Consider the following 12790-nt stretch of genomic DNA (forward strand, 5'->3'; position numbering starts at 1 on the left):
GCCCACCGGCGGCCGGGACGAGGACTACTACCTCCGCCAGCTCCGGGACTGGAAGATGTCCGCCGACATCGACACGATGCGCCCCCGGAGCATGCAGCTCTACGCCCAGCTCTGCGGCTGGACCCTCGCCCGCGCACATGCCCGCTCCGGCGACCGCGTCGCCATCTCCGCGTACCTCGGCAACTCCACCAAGTTCGACAACGCACTCGCCGACTTCGCCGACACCTACGCCGACCAGAACGAACACGATCACACCGCACTCGCCGCCGCCGTCGCCGCCGGAACCATCCAGGCACAACCCAACCTGTGAGCCGCGCCCCAAAAATCACCAAGGCAACCGGTCCGGCGGTCTCGCACTGGATTAAATGGGGACAAGACACCACAGCGAAGGTTGACCCGAAGTTCGGGCGCCTCGCAGCCGACCCAGCATGCCCACACACCCCGAGGGTGGTCCGCCGACGCCACGCACGCGCGATGAAAGCATCGACCCAATTCTGTGGTCGCAGTCGCCCACACACCGATCACGGTCAGCCTCGCCGATCCGTGCACACTCGACGCTCGAAAGCGTCGGCGAGGAGTGTGAGGCCGAATTCGAATTCCTGCTCGTGGTCGCAGGTGGCGAGGTACGTTGCGGCCGCGTGCACGCTGGGCAGTTCGACGGATTCGAGTGCCTGCTGCCGTGCCGTCGCCTTGGCCGGATCGCTCTGGGCGAAGGTCAACGCGGTTTCCACCTCGCGCAGCAGCGTGCCCGTGATGAACGCCAGTGTGGTGCGCAGCCCGTGAACCGCGAAGTCCGGTGAGGCTCCCGCCCGGATGAACGTGGCGAGCGCCGCCTCGAGGGGCGCAAGGGTCATCAGTGATTCCACCGGGCGCGTCAGCACGAGTCGTGCCGCGCGGGGGTGCCCGGCCAGAGCGGCGTCCCGGAACGACCACGCGATCGCGGTGATGTCTTCCCGAAGACTGCCGAGAGGTTCCGGAACCATCATGCGGGACAAGATGAGCTCGGCGATTCCGTCGAGCAGAGCGTCCTTGTTCGCGACATGGTTGTACAGGCTCTTGGGGTCGACCCCGAGCCGACGTGCGACGGTGCGCATGCTCAGCGTCTCGACGCCGTCGTCGTCGATGACGGACATCGCCGCCTCCAGGATCGCGTCGCGGGATAGAACGGACTGTCCGGCGGGCGGGCGGCCACGGCGCGTGCTCGTCTGTACCGCGTCTGTCATGACGTCCATCCTCGCATGCCTTGACACGGTAATCCACACCGTGGATTAATAGATAAATCCACAGTGTGGTTTTAGCCTGAGAGAAGGGACCCGTCATGGTGTTGCGGTGGACGGCCGAGGATCTGTCCGACTTGAGCAGTGTCGGAGACGGCATCGACGTGCTCGAACGCGAGAGCGCGGGCGGGCCGGGTGACCGGCTGCGCGCCGCCCGGTCGAGCGGTGCACACTTCCGCCGGGAGTTCGCCGCGACCGGGATGCCGCAGCGGATCGACACGTGCGACCTCGTCACCCTGCCGTACCCGACGCGATTCGGACTGTTCCGGGCATCGCGGGCCATCGCACCTTTCCTCTCCATCACCAACCGGATGCTGGTGATCCGGTGGAACGAAAGCGACGGCAGGCAGCGGGTGCTGCTCTTCGAGCCGAGCGATGTGGATCTGGGGCGTAACACGCCATATTTCGCCGAACTCGTCCGCCGCACACCGTCGCCGCTCGCCAAGCGAATGGTCACCGAGCACGGCAGCGTCTCGAGCCACCTCGCGGCCCTGGGCATTGCTCCGGCCGATGTCGACTTCATCGTGTTCGACCACCTCCACACCCAGGACCTGCGCCGCTGGGTCGGGACGACGGCCTACCAGCCGGACTTGGGTGAGCAGCCGGACGCGGTGTTCCCGAACGCGAAGGTGATCGTCCAGCGGGACGAGCTGATCGGGATGTCAGACCTTCATCCGCTGCCAACCCCGTGGTATCAACCACAGACGTACCGCGACATCCCCGTCGAGGTGTTCCTGCCGATCGACGGCTCCGTCCTTCTCGGCCCTGGCATTGCCGTGATCAAGACACCCGGGCACGTGTTCGGCAACCAGAGCCTGGCACTCAACACATCGACCGGAATCTGGGTGAGCAGTGAAAACGTCATCGCCGCCGAATGCCTCACACCGGAACACTCCACGCTGCCCGGCCTGGCCCGATGGTCGTCGTCCTGGCAACAGGAAGTCGTGCTCAATGCGAACACGATCGAAACCACTGCCGACCAATACAACTCGGTCGTTCTCGAGAAGACGATCGCCGACCACAGCCAAACCGACTCACGGTTCCTGCAGTTCTTCCCTTCCAGCGAGCTGACGCCGATGTGGACCAACCCGGGCACCCGGCCCACCTTCAGCCACCACGCCATCACCCACCAGTCCTGAGCGCCGCACCCCGAGGAGACCGCAATGTCGCGCCACACCATCCCCACCGAGGACGTCCTGCGGGCACGGGAGAAGCTCGTGCTCGACCACTTTCAAGACGAAGTCCGCCAGGACTGGGACGACGTCCTCGACACGTTCCCACACCCGCATTACGAACTCATCGCCGGCATGACCGTCCACGACGGCGACGGCCCCGTTCGCGGGTACTACCACGACACCCGAGTCGCCTTCCCCGACCAGGACCACGAGATCATCGCCCTGCGCCACAGTGCCGATGCTGTGATCGTCGAATTCTGGCTCATGGGAACTCATCTCGGTCCGCTCGGCAAGATCCCGCCGACCGGAGGCCGGCATCGCACCCGGATGACCGCCTACTTCATCTTCGACGAGACCGAAAACCTCGTCACCGAACGGATCTACTTCGACCAGCTCACGATCCTCTCGCAACTGCTCGGCAGCCTCGACAAGAAAAATCCGCGCGACCTGCTCACCCTCGGCCGCGCCGTCGTCGGGTTGCTGGCCATGGCCGGCAGCGAACCCGATCCCCGACTGCTCGACACCACCGCCCCGGACCTGACCCACTGACCCTCGCTCGGCAAGGAGAACCATCATGCGTGCACTCATCGGCGGCCTCGAATCGGACTGGGTTGCCAAGGACGACACCGAGATACCTGCCATGAAACTCGGCGCCCTGCGCGTGCGGGTCATCGCCGCGGCCCTCAACCGGGCCGACCTCTACATGCTGGAAGGCACCTACAGCCCGAACCTCAAACCCGGCGACGTCTACCCCGCAGGCATGGAGCTCGCCGGCGTCGTGGAGACCTCGAGCCCCCTGGCCCCGCAGTACCCGGTCGGCACCCGGGTCATGGACGTCACCATGGGCGCGTTCGCGGACTACGCACTGTGCGACCCGCGCATGGTCCTGCCGATCCCCGAGGACATGTCGTTCGAGGAAGCCGCCACCCTGCCCGTCGCCTTGGCGACCGAGAACGACGCCCTCGTTCAAGCCGGATTCACCTCCGGTGACCGGGTTCTGATCGTCGGGGGCACCACGTCCATCGGCCTCATCGCTATTGCGCTGGCCAAGGCGCTCGGCGCGGGCACCGTCATCGCGACCACCACCAGCGCCGACAAGCAGCCGGCGATGATCGACGCCGGCGCCGACGTCACGATCGTCACCACCACCGAAGACCTGGCCGCCGCCGTCCTCGCCGCGACCGACGGTCAGGGTGTCGACGTCACCCTCGACCACATCGGGGGTGAACTCTTCGCCCAACTCCCGGCCGCTACCCGGGTCGGCGGTGTCATCGTCAACATCGGCCGCCTCGCCGGCCCCGGCACCAGCCTCGACCTCGACCAACTGGCGTTCCGGCGGCAGCGGCTGATCGGCACCACCTTCAGTGTGCGCACCCCCGACGAACTCGGCGAAGTCTGCGGCGCACTACACGCCGCCGTCCTCCCCGCCCTCGCCGAGGGCAGGATCCGCCCCCGCATCGACAAGATCTTCCCGTTCGAGCGGGCAATCGACGCCGCCGAGCGACTGCGCTCCAACGACGCGCTGGGCAAGATCCTGATGTCTTTCGCCGACCGCCCCGCCGATGAGCCTGCCGACCGGGCACCCATCGCCAATTTCTTCGGCAGCATCACTCAACTCGGCTACGTCGTCCACGACATCGACGCCTCCATCGAGGGTTTCGTCAAGTGCGGCATCGGGCCGTGGTTCCTGCTGCGCAACGTGCAACCCGAAAACTTCACCTTCCGAGGCCGGCCCTCCGGGATGGCAATGGACGTCGCGGTCGCCAACAGCGGCAACATCCAGATCGAGATCATCACCCCCGTCAACGACGAACCGTCGATGTACCGGGACTTCCTCGACGCCGGCCAGGAAGGCCTGCAGCACTTCGCCTACTGGTCGACCGACTACCAGGACCTGTACGACCGGGCGCTCGCCGCAGGATTCACCGTCGGCCAGGAAGGACAACTCGGCGGCCCCACCGGACGCTTCGCGTACCTGCAGACCGAACACCACCCCGGTACCTGCATCGAGATCTCGGACCTCGGCGGCGCCAAGGCGCAGCTCTTCGATTACGTCGAACTGGCCGCCAGGAACTGGGACGGCACCCACCCGGTTCAGGTCATCGACCCCGCAATGCTCGCGGCCCGCTGATGCGGGTTCACCACCTCAACTGCGGCACGATGCGGCCGCCCGGGACGCCGGGTCTGGTGTGTCATGTCCTGCTCCTCGAGACCAGCGCCGGCCTCGTGCTGGTCGACTCCGGCCTGGGTCTGCGCGATCCCCACGACCGGGCGAACCGGTTCGGCCCGGCCAGATTCTACGTTCGGCCCACCTACGATCCCGACGAGACCGCCATCCGCCAGATCGCACGCCTCGGGTTCGATCCCAAGGACGTTCGGCATATCGTGCTCACCCACTTCGACGCCGATCACGTCGGTGGCCTGGCCGACTTCCCATGGGCACGGATTCACCTGACCGCCGCCGAAGCGTTCGCGGCGCTGCACCCCCGAGGCCTGACGGAAAAGCAGCGGTACCTCTCCGGCGAGCGAGACCACCACCCCAGGCTCGTCGAACACACCCCTTCCACGTCGGAGACCTGGCGAGGCTTCCCCGGCGCCCAGGAACTCACCGACATCGCTCCCGGCATCGTCATGATCGACCTGCCCGGCCACAGCCGCGGCCACGCCGCCGTCGCGGTCGACGCGGGCGAGAGGTGGATTCTGCACGTCGGCGACTCCTTCTATCACCACGGTCAGATCGACGGCACCGCCAAGGCGCCCAAAGCGCTACTCGCGATGGAACGCCTCATCGCCCACGACTGGGCCAAAGTCCAAGACAACCATCAGCGGCTCACCGAACTGTGGGCCGCGGCCGAACCCGACCTGCTGCTCGTCAACGCCCACGACCCATCCCTGTTGCGCGAAGCCCAGCAACGCAACCGACAGGACCCTTCCCGATGAAACTCGTACTGATCGGAGCCACCGGTGGAACCGGACGCCAGCTCATCGACCAAGCAATCGACCGCGGCCACCACGTCGTGGCCTACTGCCGCCGCCCCGCCGCCCTGAACCCGCGGCCCGGACTCACCATCGCGGGCGGCCACCTCGACGATCACGATGCGCTCGTGTCGGCACTGTCCGGCGCCGACGCCGTCCTGTGCGCGCTCGGCCCGAAGGGCGGACTCGCCGGCATCTTCGGCGTCACGGTGATGCAGGACAACCTGCCGCTCGTCACTACCGCCATGCGCGACGCCCACGTCGACCGGCTGGTACTGCTGTCGGCTTACGGCGTCGGTAACTCCGCGCGAACCGCCTCACCCCTGGCCCGGCTCGCCTACAAGACGATGGTCGCCTCCGCAAACCGAGACAAACAAATCTCCGAAACCGCGTTGCCGAACACCCAACTCGATGTCACCCGCATACTTCCGGTCATCCTCGACGACGGACCACTCAACCCCCACGCCACCGTCCGACCCATGTCGACGGTCACGAAGGTGTCGGGCCTGCCCAAGATCTCCCGCGCCACCGTCGCCGCAGCCATGCTCGACGCCGCCGAAGACGACGGCACCCGCGGAAAACGACTCCTCGTCTCCGCCCCCGGCACCGTGTCCTAGCTGATCGATGACGCTTCCTCTGCCACCAAGCGACTTCCGCGGTGCTTGCGCATCCACATCACCCCGGGCCGCACTCATCACACACGGCATCAGCGGCCCCGCCGAATCCGGAAAGTTGTCATATTTCGGTAACTTTGGATGATTGCACGTCAAACGGCGCAGTCGGCGCGCCCTGATGATGCGCGAAACTTCGCTACGCCCCACCTGGGCCCGTCGACTCACCGGTCGATTGTGCTGACCGCGCACCACCGTAACGGCGAAAACGGCACACGTCATGTCGGCGGACCCGCGTCCTGCTGGCGGCGTTGATGAAACCGCTCACGCTGCTCATCGAGCAAGATCACACCACGACGCTGGACGCGGTGATGTTCACGGGCAATCAGCAGTCGCACCGACGCGGTCCGCCGCTCCAGATCGGCCGCCCGCCTGGCCGCATTCTCGTCGTCGAGCAGGTACGCCGCGGCGCGGTCGCAGTCGATCAGTATCTGCTCGTAGGCGAGCCGAATCGGCTCCTGTTCGTCGAGCCGCGACACCGCCACGTCTTCGATCAGTTGCAGCGGAAGCCGCGCCAGTCGGTAGTTCACACGTAGAAGGGCCAAGGACAGGGAGCCGAGTGTCACGCGCTGAATCGTAAGCTCGGCGAAAGCACTTGCGAATAGGGTCTAAAGTCCCGTTGTCGATGTCCGAGCCTTTCGCCGAGCGCTCATCCGAGTCGGTTGTCGTCTCGATCGCCATAGCGGCCTCGACGCCCACCTGCCACCCGGCGCACGCCGCTGTGAGTCGATCCGACGCTCGCGGCCGATGTCGGTTACCGCGAGTCACACCGCACAGGTTCGAGGTCTTCCGAACATGGACGGTTGCCCAGTGGCGCTCGCGACAGGAATGCGGTACAAACAAGGCCTGCAACTAAATTGTGATCCAAATCACTCTTAATCGTTACCGGAGGAGACAGACAAACCTCACAGGCGGCCCCAGTCCATCGGACCCGATATGGTCACCGCCTGCATCTATCCCCTTGCGAAAGGAGCATGGAATGCATCCCTCGCTACCCATGAAGCAGCGGATACCCGGCGGTACAGAACACCTCACACAGCCAGTCATCGGTGCCGTTGCCTCACTATCCGTAGCCATGCCCGCCTGGATGGTCACCAACTCACTGTGCGCCACCGCCGCGATCGTCGCCGCGACATTCGCCGGCCTTGTCGCGGCAGCTGTGATGCTCCGACCTTCTCCATGACGCACGCCCCCACCAGTAGCCGCCCAGCGAACACAAGAGACTCGATGAAGACCAACGCCGCCCGCGCGGCGGCGTTCCGTTCGATGTCAACGGCTGACGTCGACCGACAACAGGTCGACGTCGACCGCATTCCGTCGACATCCCAGGAATCGTAAAGGCTCGGTACGAAGATGCCCTGGACCGTTGTGGTCATAGCCGTCACGTTGATCGTCGTGATCGCCTCTCTCAGCGCAGCGATCGCCGCGGATGCGATGTCGCACCGTCACGAACACGTCCGCGAACCGTCACGTGTCGGTGGACCACGCGTGGCCCCCGCGCCGACCGCCCGGATCCGCAATCCCCACTGGCGCCGGACCGCTGTGCAGGCCTGGACAATCTGTGGTGCCGCCTCGGCACTTGCGATTGCAATCGTCGGATTGCTGACGTCAGCCGGTTGAAGCCAGGAGCTCATCGGCGCCAACGCCGGCCACCACCCGCCGGAGAGCCCTACCCCCACAAGACTTTTCGCCCTGCCTTTACGACGGAGGCGCCGGCCAGGGATGGTCGGGGCTGATGATCTTCACGATCTCAGCGAAGAAGTTCCACACGCCCAGCGCGTCGACGTTCGAATTGACCAGCATCACAACCGTCTTACCCTCGGGAGGAAGGTAATAGGCGTAGGTCTGGTAGCCCGCGATGTTTCCGTTGTGGCCGATCCAGCCGTTCTGGTACTCGACCCCTAGTCCGTACAGCGAACCCGCACCTTCCGACGGTGCCAGCTGAAACTGCTCCCGTTCGCGCTGAGTGGCCGGCGAGAGCAACGTTCCTGTGGCCAAGTCGCGCGCCCACACACGCAGATCGTCGAGCGTCGAAATCATGTTTCCCGCGCCGAACCCCCACGACGGGTTCCAGTCGGTCGCGTCCACCGTCTCGCCGTCGAGTGTTTTCGTGTATCCCTGCGCGTGCGGTGACGGAAAGGCCGCATCGGTCGGGACCGAGGTGTGGCCGAGATTCTCGGGTCGCACGATGTACTCGTCGATGTAGGCGTTCAGCGGCTTGCCGGAAACCTTCTCGACCACGAGGCCCAGGAGCGCGGTATTGGTGTTGCAGTAGTCGAACCCGGTGCCCGGCGCGAACAGCGGCGGACGGCTGAAACTTATCTCGAGCAGTTCCTGGGGCGTCCATTGGCGCTGCGGCTGACTCGGGAGCGCCGGAATCACCACGTCCGAATAATCGGGAAGCCCACTGCGCATGGCCGCCAACTGGCGGATGGTGATCGTGTCTCCGTTGGGAACGTCGGGCACATACCTGTCGATCGGATCGTCGAGGCCGACCTTTCCCTGATCGACCAGTTGCAGCACGGCGGTGGTGGTGAAGGTCTTGGTGACGCTGCCGATGCGCGTGAACAGGTCGGGCGCCATGGGTTCGCCGGTGGCCGTGTCGCGTACCCCGAACGCCTGGACGTAGGGCGCGGCGCCGTCCTGCCAGACACCGACGATGGCCCCGGGAATCGAGGCGTGCTCCATCGCCCTCGGAATCGTTTCGGTGAGCTGTGCATCGGGCACGGCTGGTTGTACTGCCGACTCACCGCATCCCACCAGTCCCGTCATCGAGATCGCCAAGACTGCGACGATTCGCCGTCCCGAGAATGTCTGTGCCACCTCTCCCCAATCCATGCCTGCAACATCGATCTGCCCGAAGCTTGCCTCATCGGCTCCGCCTTGGAGCGGTTTTCGGGCGCCCGATTTGAGGCAAACGCCTCATGCGACCACCGAACCGGCCGATCGATGATCAGAGCATGACAAAGCGAGTTCAGGAACCAAGGAGATCACCAATCATGAACGAACTGACATTCGAACCACCGACCGTCGATCGGCTCGGCACGCGCCTTTCGGATCACGCACCCGAAGCGGCGGGCGGCGGGCGGGTCGATGCACTCAACGTGAGCCGCCACGTCGGGGCGCGGCAGATCCTCCAGGAGCTGTCACTGTCGGTCGAACCAGGCGAACTGGTCGCCATTGCCGGCGGCAGTGGAGCAGGAAAGAGCACATTGCTGGAAATCCTCGCGGGACTGCAACCACCGTCTTCCGGCGAGGTTCGGCACGACGGCGTCGTTCGCGGTGCCCGAGTCAGCGCCGATTCCCGTATCGGCTACGTGCCCCAGGACGACATCATCCACCTCGAGATGCCTCTGCGCCGCACGCTGCGTTACGCAGCGCGGCTCCGGCTGCCCGCGGGCACATCGGCGGCCGAAGCGGACCGGGTAGTCGAGGAGACCATGCAGGACCTCGACCTGGCTGATCGGGCCGAGGTGCCGGTCCGTGCGCTGTCCGGTGGCCAGCGCAAGCGGGCCAGTATCGCCGTGGAGCTCCTGACCCGGCCAGACCTCTTCTTCCTCGACGAACCCACCTCCGGGCTCGACCCGTCGACCGCAGCGGACGTGATGCGCCTGCTGCGCCGACTCAGCCGGCGCGGGGTCACAGTCGTCCTCACGACGCATGAGCCCGCCGGCATCGACCGGTGTGACCGGGTAATATTTCTGGCTCGCGACGGCCACCTGGCCTTCACCGGCAGCCCCACCGAGGCTCGGCACTACTTCGGTGTGGAGGATCTCGCCGAGGTGTACGACCGGCTGGCTCGCGAGCACACCCCCGAGATCTGGGCGGAGCGATTCGCGGACAGCGGTGGGACGTCGGACACCCGGCCCGGCTCGGCTCTACCGCCCGTCCCGGCCACCCGTTCAGACGTCAAACGCACGGGCATGGTGCGGCAATGGTGGCTACTCACACGACGCAATGTCGATGTTCTCCTTCGCAACCGGCTGACCCTGGCGGTCCTGCTCGGCTCACCGGTTCTGGTGACGGCGATGATGGCGACGCTGTTCCAGCGCGGCGCGTTCGACCCGCGTAGCGCAGCCGATCTGGGCCCGGCCCAGATCGTGTTCTGGATCGCATTCGCAGGCTTCTTCTTCGGCCTTACGTACGGCCTGCTCCAGATCGTCGGGGAGATGGCCGTCTTCCGGCAGGAGCGCCTGGCCGGGCTCAGTGTGGGCGCCTACGTGGCATCGAAGGTGACAGCCCTGCTTCCGGTGCTGGCTGGAGTGAGCGCGCTGCTGCTCGGTGTGCTGCGGGCGCTCGGTCGGCTCCCCGCCGTCGGATGGGACGTGTCCGCCTTCCTGTTCGTGACGATTGTGATCGAGGCGACCTCGGCACTGGCCCTCGGTCTGCTCGCCTCGGCCGCGGTCTCCAACGCCGCGCAGGCCGCCCTCGCCCTGCCGATGCTCTGCTTCCCTCAGGTTCTGTTCGGTGGCGCCATCGTCCCCGTCGACGAGATGGCTGTTCCGGGACGCCTGATGAGCCTCGGCCTATCCAACCGCCACGCATTCGAAGCATTGGGTCGCGACCTGGATCTCGACCGGTACAGCGCCACGCTGCCGGCCATGTCCGCCTACGGCGACACCTTCCACGGAGGCACCGGCGCCAGTCTCATCGCGCTCGCCGCGTTTGCCGTCGTTCTCACGCTGGCCACGGTGTGGGTACTGGACCGGCGGTCCCGGCCCGGCGCATCCCGGCGATGACGGCCCCGCACAGCCGGTCCCGCCAGATGGGGGATGCTTCACTTCCCCACGACCGCATTGACCGGGAAGCCTACCAGACCCCGGTCGATCGCGGCGAGACTGGCCTGTGTGCGGTTGTTTACACCGAGCTTGGCGTAGACACGTTCGACGTGGTTGCGTGCCGTTTTCTCGGCGATGAACAGTTCGGCGGCGATCTCTCGGTTCGACCGGCCCTGCGCGACGAGTCGCAGGATCTCGACCTCGCGGTCGGTCAGCCCGGCCGGCCAGGGCGTCCGCCGCGACAGCCGCTGCCCTGCCGCCGCCAGCACGGCCGCCACCGACTCGGCGTCGAGGCGTCCGGCACGCGCCTCCTCTCGCAACCGATCGGCAGCGCCGCGAGCATCGAGCGCCGGCCGGTGTGGCCGCGGCTCGAGCAGTCCCTGATAAGCCTCCGCCGCGGCAAGCAGCCTGTCCTGCGCGGTCAACTCCGCGCCGGCGATCCCCCGGGGAAAGCCGGACCCGTCGATCCGTTCCCGGTGCTTCATCGCGACGGACACCACCGACTCCAAGCCGTTGACTCGGCTCAGTATCCGGCCGGTCAGATCCGGATACATCCGCACCCGTTCCCATTCAGCCGTGGTGAGTGGCCCCTTCTTCTCCCAGATCTGGTTGGAAACTCCCATTTTGCCGAGGCTGTGCACGAGGCCGGCACGGTAGAGATGCGTGATGTCCGTCGGCGACATGCCCACGTGTCGGGCTGCCCCGGCCACCAGATTCGCGACGCCACGCGAATGCCCGAGGGTGAACGGGGATTTGAGATCGACGAAATCGGCCATGGCCCCGAGTAACTCGTCGCTCTCGTCGGCCTTCAGGGTTCGGTCACGATCCGGTGCCTGGGCCAAGGCCGCGATCCAGACGTCCATTTCGAGCAACCCGTCCACGATCGCCGCCGCGTCACGTTCGAACACGTCCGCCACGGCCGGGCTGAATTGACTGCCGCGACGGGAACGGAGAACGCCTTTCGCGTGCTCGAGCCCACCCGTCCGCAGGTGCACCTCGACGACGTCGGCCACGTGAGCGATGTGGATCTCGACCGGGATACCCTCTCCGCGAGAACCGTTGGGCAACCCCCGGCCGTCCCAGCGCTCGAAGACGTAGGCCAGCGCCTTTCCGACCTGCCCGTCCAAGCCCATCCGATCGGAAAGAACCCCGGCGGAACTGCAGTGCGAATGGATCAGTGTGGCGACCTGGCCGCGAGCCGCGACCAGGAAGACAGCCGCACGGATGCCGCGCTCCCAACCCGGCAATCCGCGTCCCACGTGACTCGTCATCAGCCGCAGAAACGGCAGGCCGCTCATGTCCACCGCGTAGGTGTCGGCGCGGAAGGCAATGTCGTCGCCGAAGAGCGCCGAGAGTTCGTGGGAGTCGGCGTGACAACCGATCCACCCGACCAGATTGGCGTAGTACACGGTCGCTCGCTGTTGCGGGTCGAGTCCCATCCGCTCGGCGATCCGCGTCGCGATCAGGGACGACCGAAGCATGTGTTCCATCGGTTGACCCAGACCGAGGTCGATCGCCAAAGAGACCGCGGCCAGCAGTTCGGCCCTGCTCAGGCCTTTTCCCGAGCCGGGCAGCGTCCCGTGCGGGTGCATCTTCCCATTGTCCACCTGAACACGACCCGATCTGGAAGCAACCCGAGAGACAGGTACCCACATACGCCAAACGACCCATGCGAAAGTTCGCAGGTCAACACACAATTGTGACCTACCAGATACGCCGAACCACAGCAAGGAGGCCGCCGGACACAGCTTCCGACCCACAACTTCACTCGCAGTCACGCAGGCAGCACACCCCGCGCAGACAGGCAACATGCGCCCCCCTATTAGCCACCTATCCCTCCCGGGGACGCCTCGCAGGCGCGAAAATGGGGTCGGGTCGCCTGCCGACGCCGACTTTCCCTTGAGCCTGAGCTC

At 66.1% G+C, this 12790-nt stretch carries 12 protein-coding genes; 8 read left to right on the forward strand and 4 right to left on the reverse strand.

Translation table 11 applies throughout. The features are described 5' to 3' along the window. Positions 1–310: DUF2252 family protein (locus ACFVJ3_RS47980; RefSeq protein ID WP_378458778.1), on the forward strand; the 310-nt coding region annotated here is incomplete at its 5' end. A gap of 217 nt (positions 311–527) precedes the next feature. Here ACFVJ3_RS47980 and ACFVJ3_RS47985 read toward each other — a convergent pair. Next, positions 528–1223 carry a TetR/AcrR family transcriptional regulator C-terminal domain-containing protein gene (locus ACFVJ3_RS47985; RefSeq protein ID WP_378458779.1) on the reverse strand — a complete coding sequence of 232 codons (696 nt, stop codon included), beginning with the start codon at positions 1221–1223 and terminating at the stop codon, positions 528–530. A gap of 131 nt (positions 1224–1354) precedes the next feature. On the opposite strand from ACFVJ3_RS47985, the gene ACFVJ3_RS47990 reads away from it, so the two are divergent. Genes ACFVJ3_RS47990 through ACFVJ3_RS48010 form a run of 5 tightly spaced genes read left to right on the forward strand, consistent with a single transcriptional unit; the run spans position 1355 to position 6045 of the window. Further along, entirely contained in the window at positions 1355–2416 is a 1062-nt protein-coding gene (locus ACFVJ3_RS47990; RefSeq protein WP_378458780.1) for a hypothetical protein, read from the forward strand. Between the two features lie 24 nt (positions 2417–2440). Continuing rightward, positions 2441–3001 (forward strand): ester cyclase, encoded by a 561-nt coding sequence (locus ACFVJ3_RS47995; RefSeq protein WP_378458781.1) that lies wholly within the window; start codon positions 2441–2443, stop codon positions 2999–3001. Between the two features lie 25 nt (positions 3002–3026). Then, the gene (locus tag ACFVJ3_RS48000; RefSeq protein WP_378458782.1) at positions 3027–4583 is read left to right on the forward strand and encodes a zinc-binding dehydrogenase; all 1557 of its coding nucleotides are present in this window, start codon (positions 3027–3029) and stop codon (positions 4581–4583) included. Further along, positions 4583–5392 carry an MBL fold metallo-hydrolase gene (locus ACFVJ3_RS48005; RefSeq protein ID WP_378458783.1) on the forward strand — a complete coding sequence of 270 codons (810 nt, stop codon included), beginning with the start codon at positions 4583–4585 and terminating at the stop codon, positions 5390–5392. The genes ACFVJ3_RS48000 and ACFVJ3_RS48005 overlap by 1 nt, the downstream gene beginning before the upstream one ends. Then, positions 5389–6045: an NAD(P)-dependent oxidoreductase gene (locus ACFVJ3_RS48010; protein ID WP_378458784.1), complete on the forward strand. Its 657-nt coding sequence runs from the start codon at positions 5389–5391 to the stop codon at positions 6043–6045. The genes ACFVJ3_RS48005 and ACFVJ3_RS48010 overlap by 4 nt, the downstream gene beginning before the upstream one ends. Positions 6046–6317: 272 nt before the next feature. Here ACFVJ3_RS48010 and ACFVJ3_RS48015 read toward each other — a convergent pair whose 3' ends face one another. Further along, positions 6318–6665: a hypothetical protein gene (locus tag ACFVJ3_RS48015; RefSeq protein WP_378458785.1), complete on the reverse strand. Its 348-nt coding sequence runs from the start codon at positions 6663–6665 to the stop codon at positions 6318–6320. A 787-nt stretch (positions 6666–7452) separates the two neighbouring features. Here ACFVJ3_RS48015 and ACFVJ3_RS48020 point away from each other — a divergent pair. Then, complete coding sequence (locus ACFVJ3_RS48020) at positions 7453–7719, forward strand: hypothetical protein (RefSeq protein ID WP_378458786.1); 267 nt, start codon at positions 7453–7455, stop codon at positions 7717–7719. Between the two features lie 78 nt (positions 7720–7797). Here the strand turns inward: ACFVJ3_RS48020 and ACFVJ3_RS48025 are convergent, their stop codons facing one another. Next, positions 7798–8922, reverse strand: a complete 1125-nt coding sequence (locus ACFVJ3_RS48025) for a serine hydrolase domain-containing protein (RefSeq protein WP_378458787.1) — start codon at positions 8920–8922, stop codon at positions 7798–7800. A gap of 101 nt (positions 8923–9023) precedes the next feature. On the opposite strand from ACFVJ3_RS48025, the gene ACFVJ3_RS48030 reads away from it, so the two are divergent. After that, a complete protein-coding gene (locus ACFVJ3_RS48030; RefSeq protein ID WP_378458788.1) occupies positions 9024–10838 on the forward strand; it encodes an ATP-binding cassette domain-containing protein in 1815 nt (604 codons plus the stop codon). 38 nt (positions 10839–10876) lie between these two features. Here the strand turns inward: ACFVJ3_RS48030 and ACFVJ3_RS48035 are convergent, their stop codons facing one another. Beyond that, positions 10877–12469 carry an HD domain-containing phosphohydrolase gene (locus tag ACFVJ3_RS48035; RefSeq protein ID WP_378458789.1) on the reverse strand — a complete coding sequence of 531 codons (1593 nt, stop codon included), beginning with the start codon at positions 12467–12469 and terminating at the stop codon, positions 10877–10879. Positions 12470–12790: the final 321 nt, after the last annotated feature.

It is taken from the genome of Rhodococcus sp. NPDC127593, assembly GCF_042671975.1.
Classification (GTDB): domain Bacteria; phylum Actinomycetota; class Actinomycetes; order Mycobacteriales; family Mycobacteriaceae; genus Rhodococcus_F.

What these genes read in the sequence shown, in the direction of transcription:
- ACFVJ3_RS48035 (WP_378458789.1), bottom strand. Translation starts at nt 12,469, where the DNA reads ATGCACCCGCACGGGACGCTGCCCGGCTCGGGAAAAGGCCTGAGCAGG.
- ACFVJ3_RS48010 (WP_378458784.1), top strand. Translation starts at nt 5,389, where the DNA reads ATGAAACTCGTACTGATCGGAGCCACCGGTGGAACCGGACGCCAGCTC.
- ACFVJ3_RS48030 (WP_378458788.1), top strand. Translation starts at nt 9,024, where the DNA reads ATGCGACCACCGAACCGGCCGATCGATGATCAGAGCATGACAAAGCGA.
- ACFVJ3_RS47995 (WP_378458781.1), top strand. Translation starts at nt 2,441, where the DNA reads ATGTCGCGCCACACCATCCCCACCGAGGACGTCCTGCGGGCACGGGAG.
- ACFVJ3_RS47985 (WP_378458779.1), bottom strand. Translation starts at nt 1,223, where the DNA reads ATGACAGACGCGGTACAGACGAGCACGCGCCGTGGCCGCCCGCCCGCC.
- ACFVJ3_RS48020 (WP_378458786.1), top strand. Translation starts at nt 7,453, where the DNA reads ATGCCCTGGACCGTTGTGGTCATAGCCGTCACGTTGATCGTCGTGATC.
- ACFVJ3_RS48000 (WP_378458782.1), top strand. Translation starts at nt 3,027, where the DNA reads ATGCGTGCACTCATCGGCGGCCTCGAATCGGACTGGGTTGCCAAGGAC.
- ACFVJ3_RS48005 (WP_378458783.1), top strand. Translation starts at nt 4,583, where the DNA reads ATGCGGGTTCACCACCTCAACTGCGGCACGATGCGGCCGCCCGGGACG.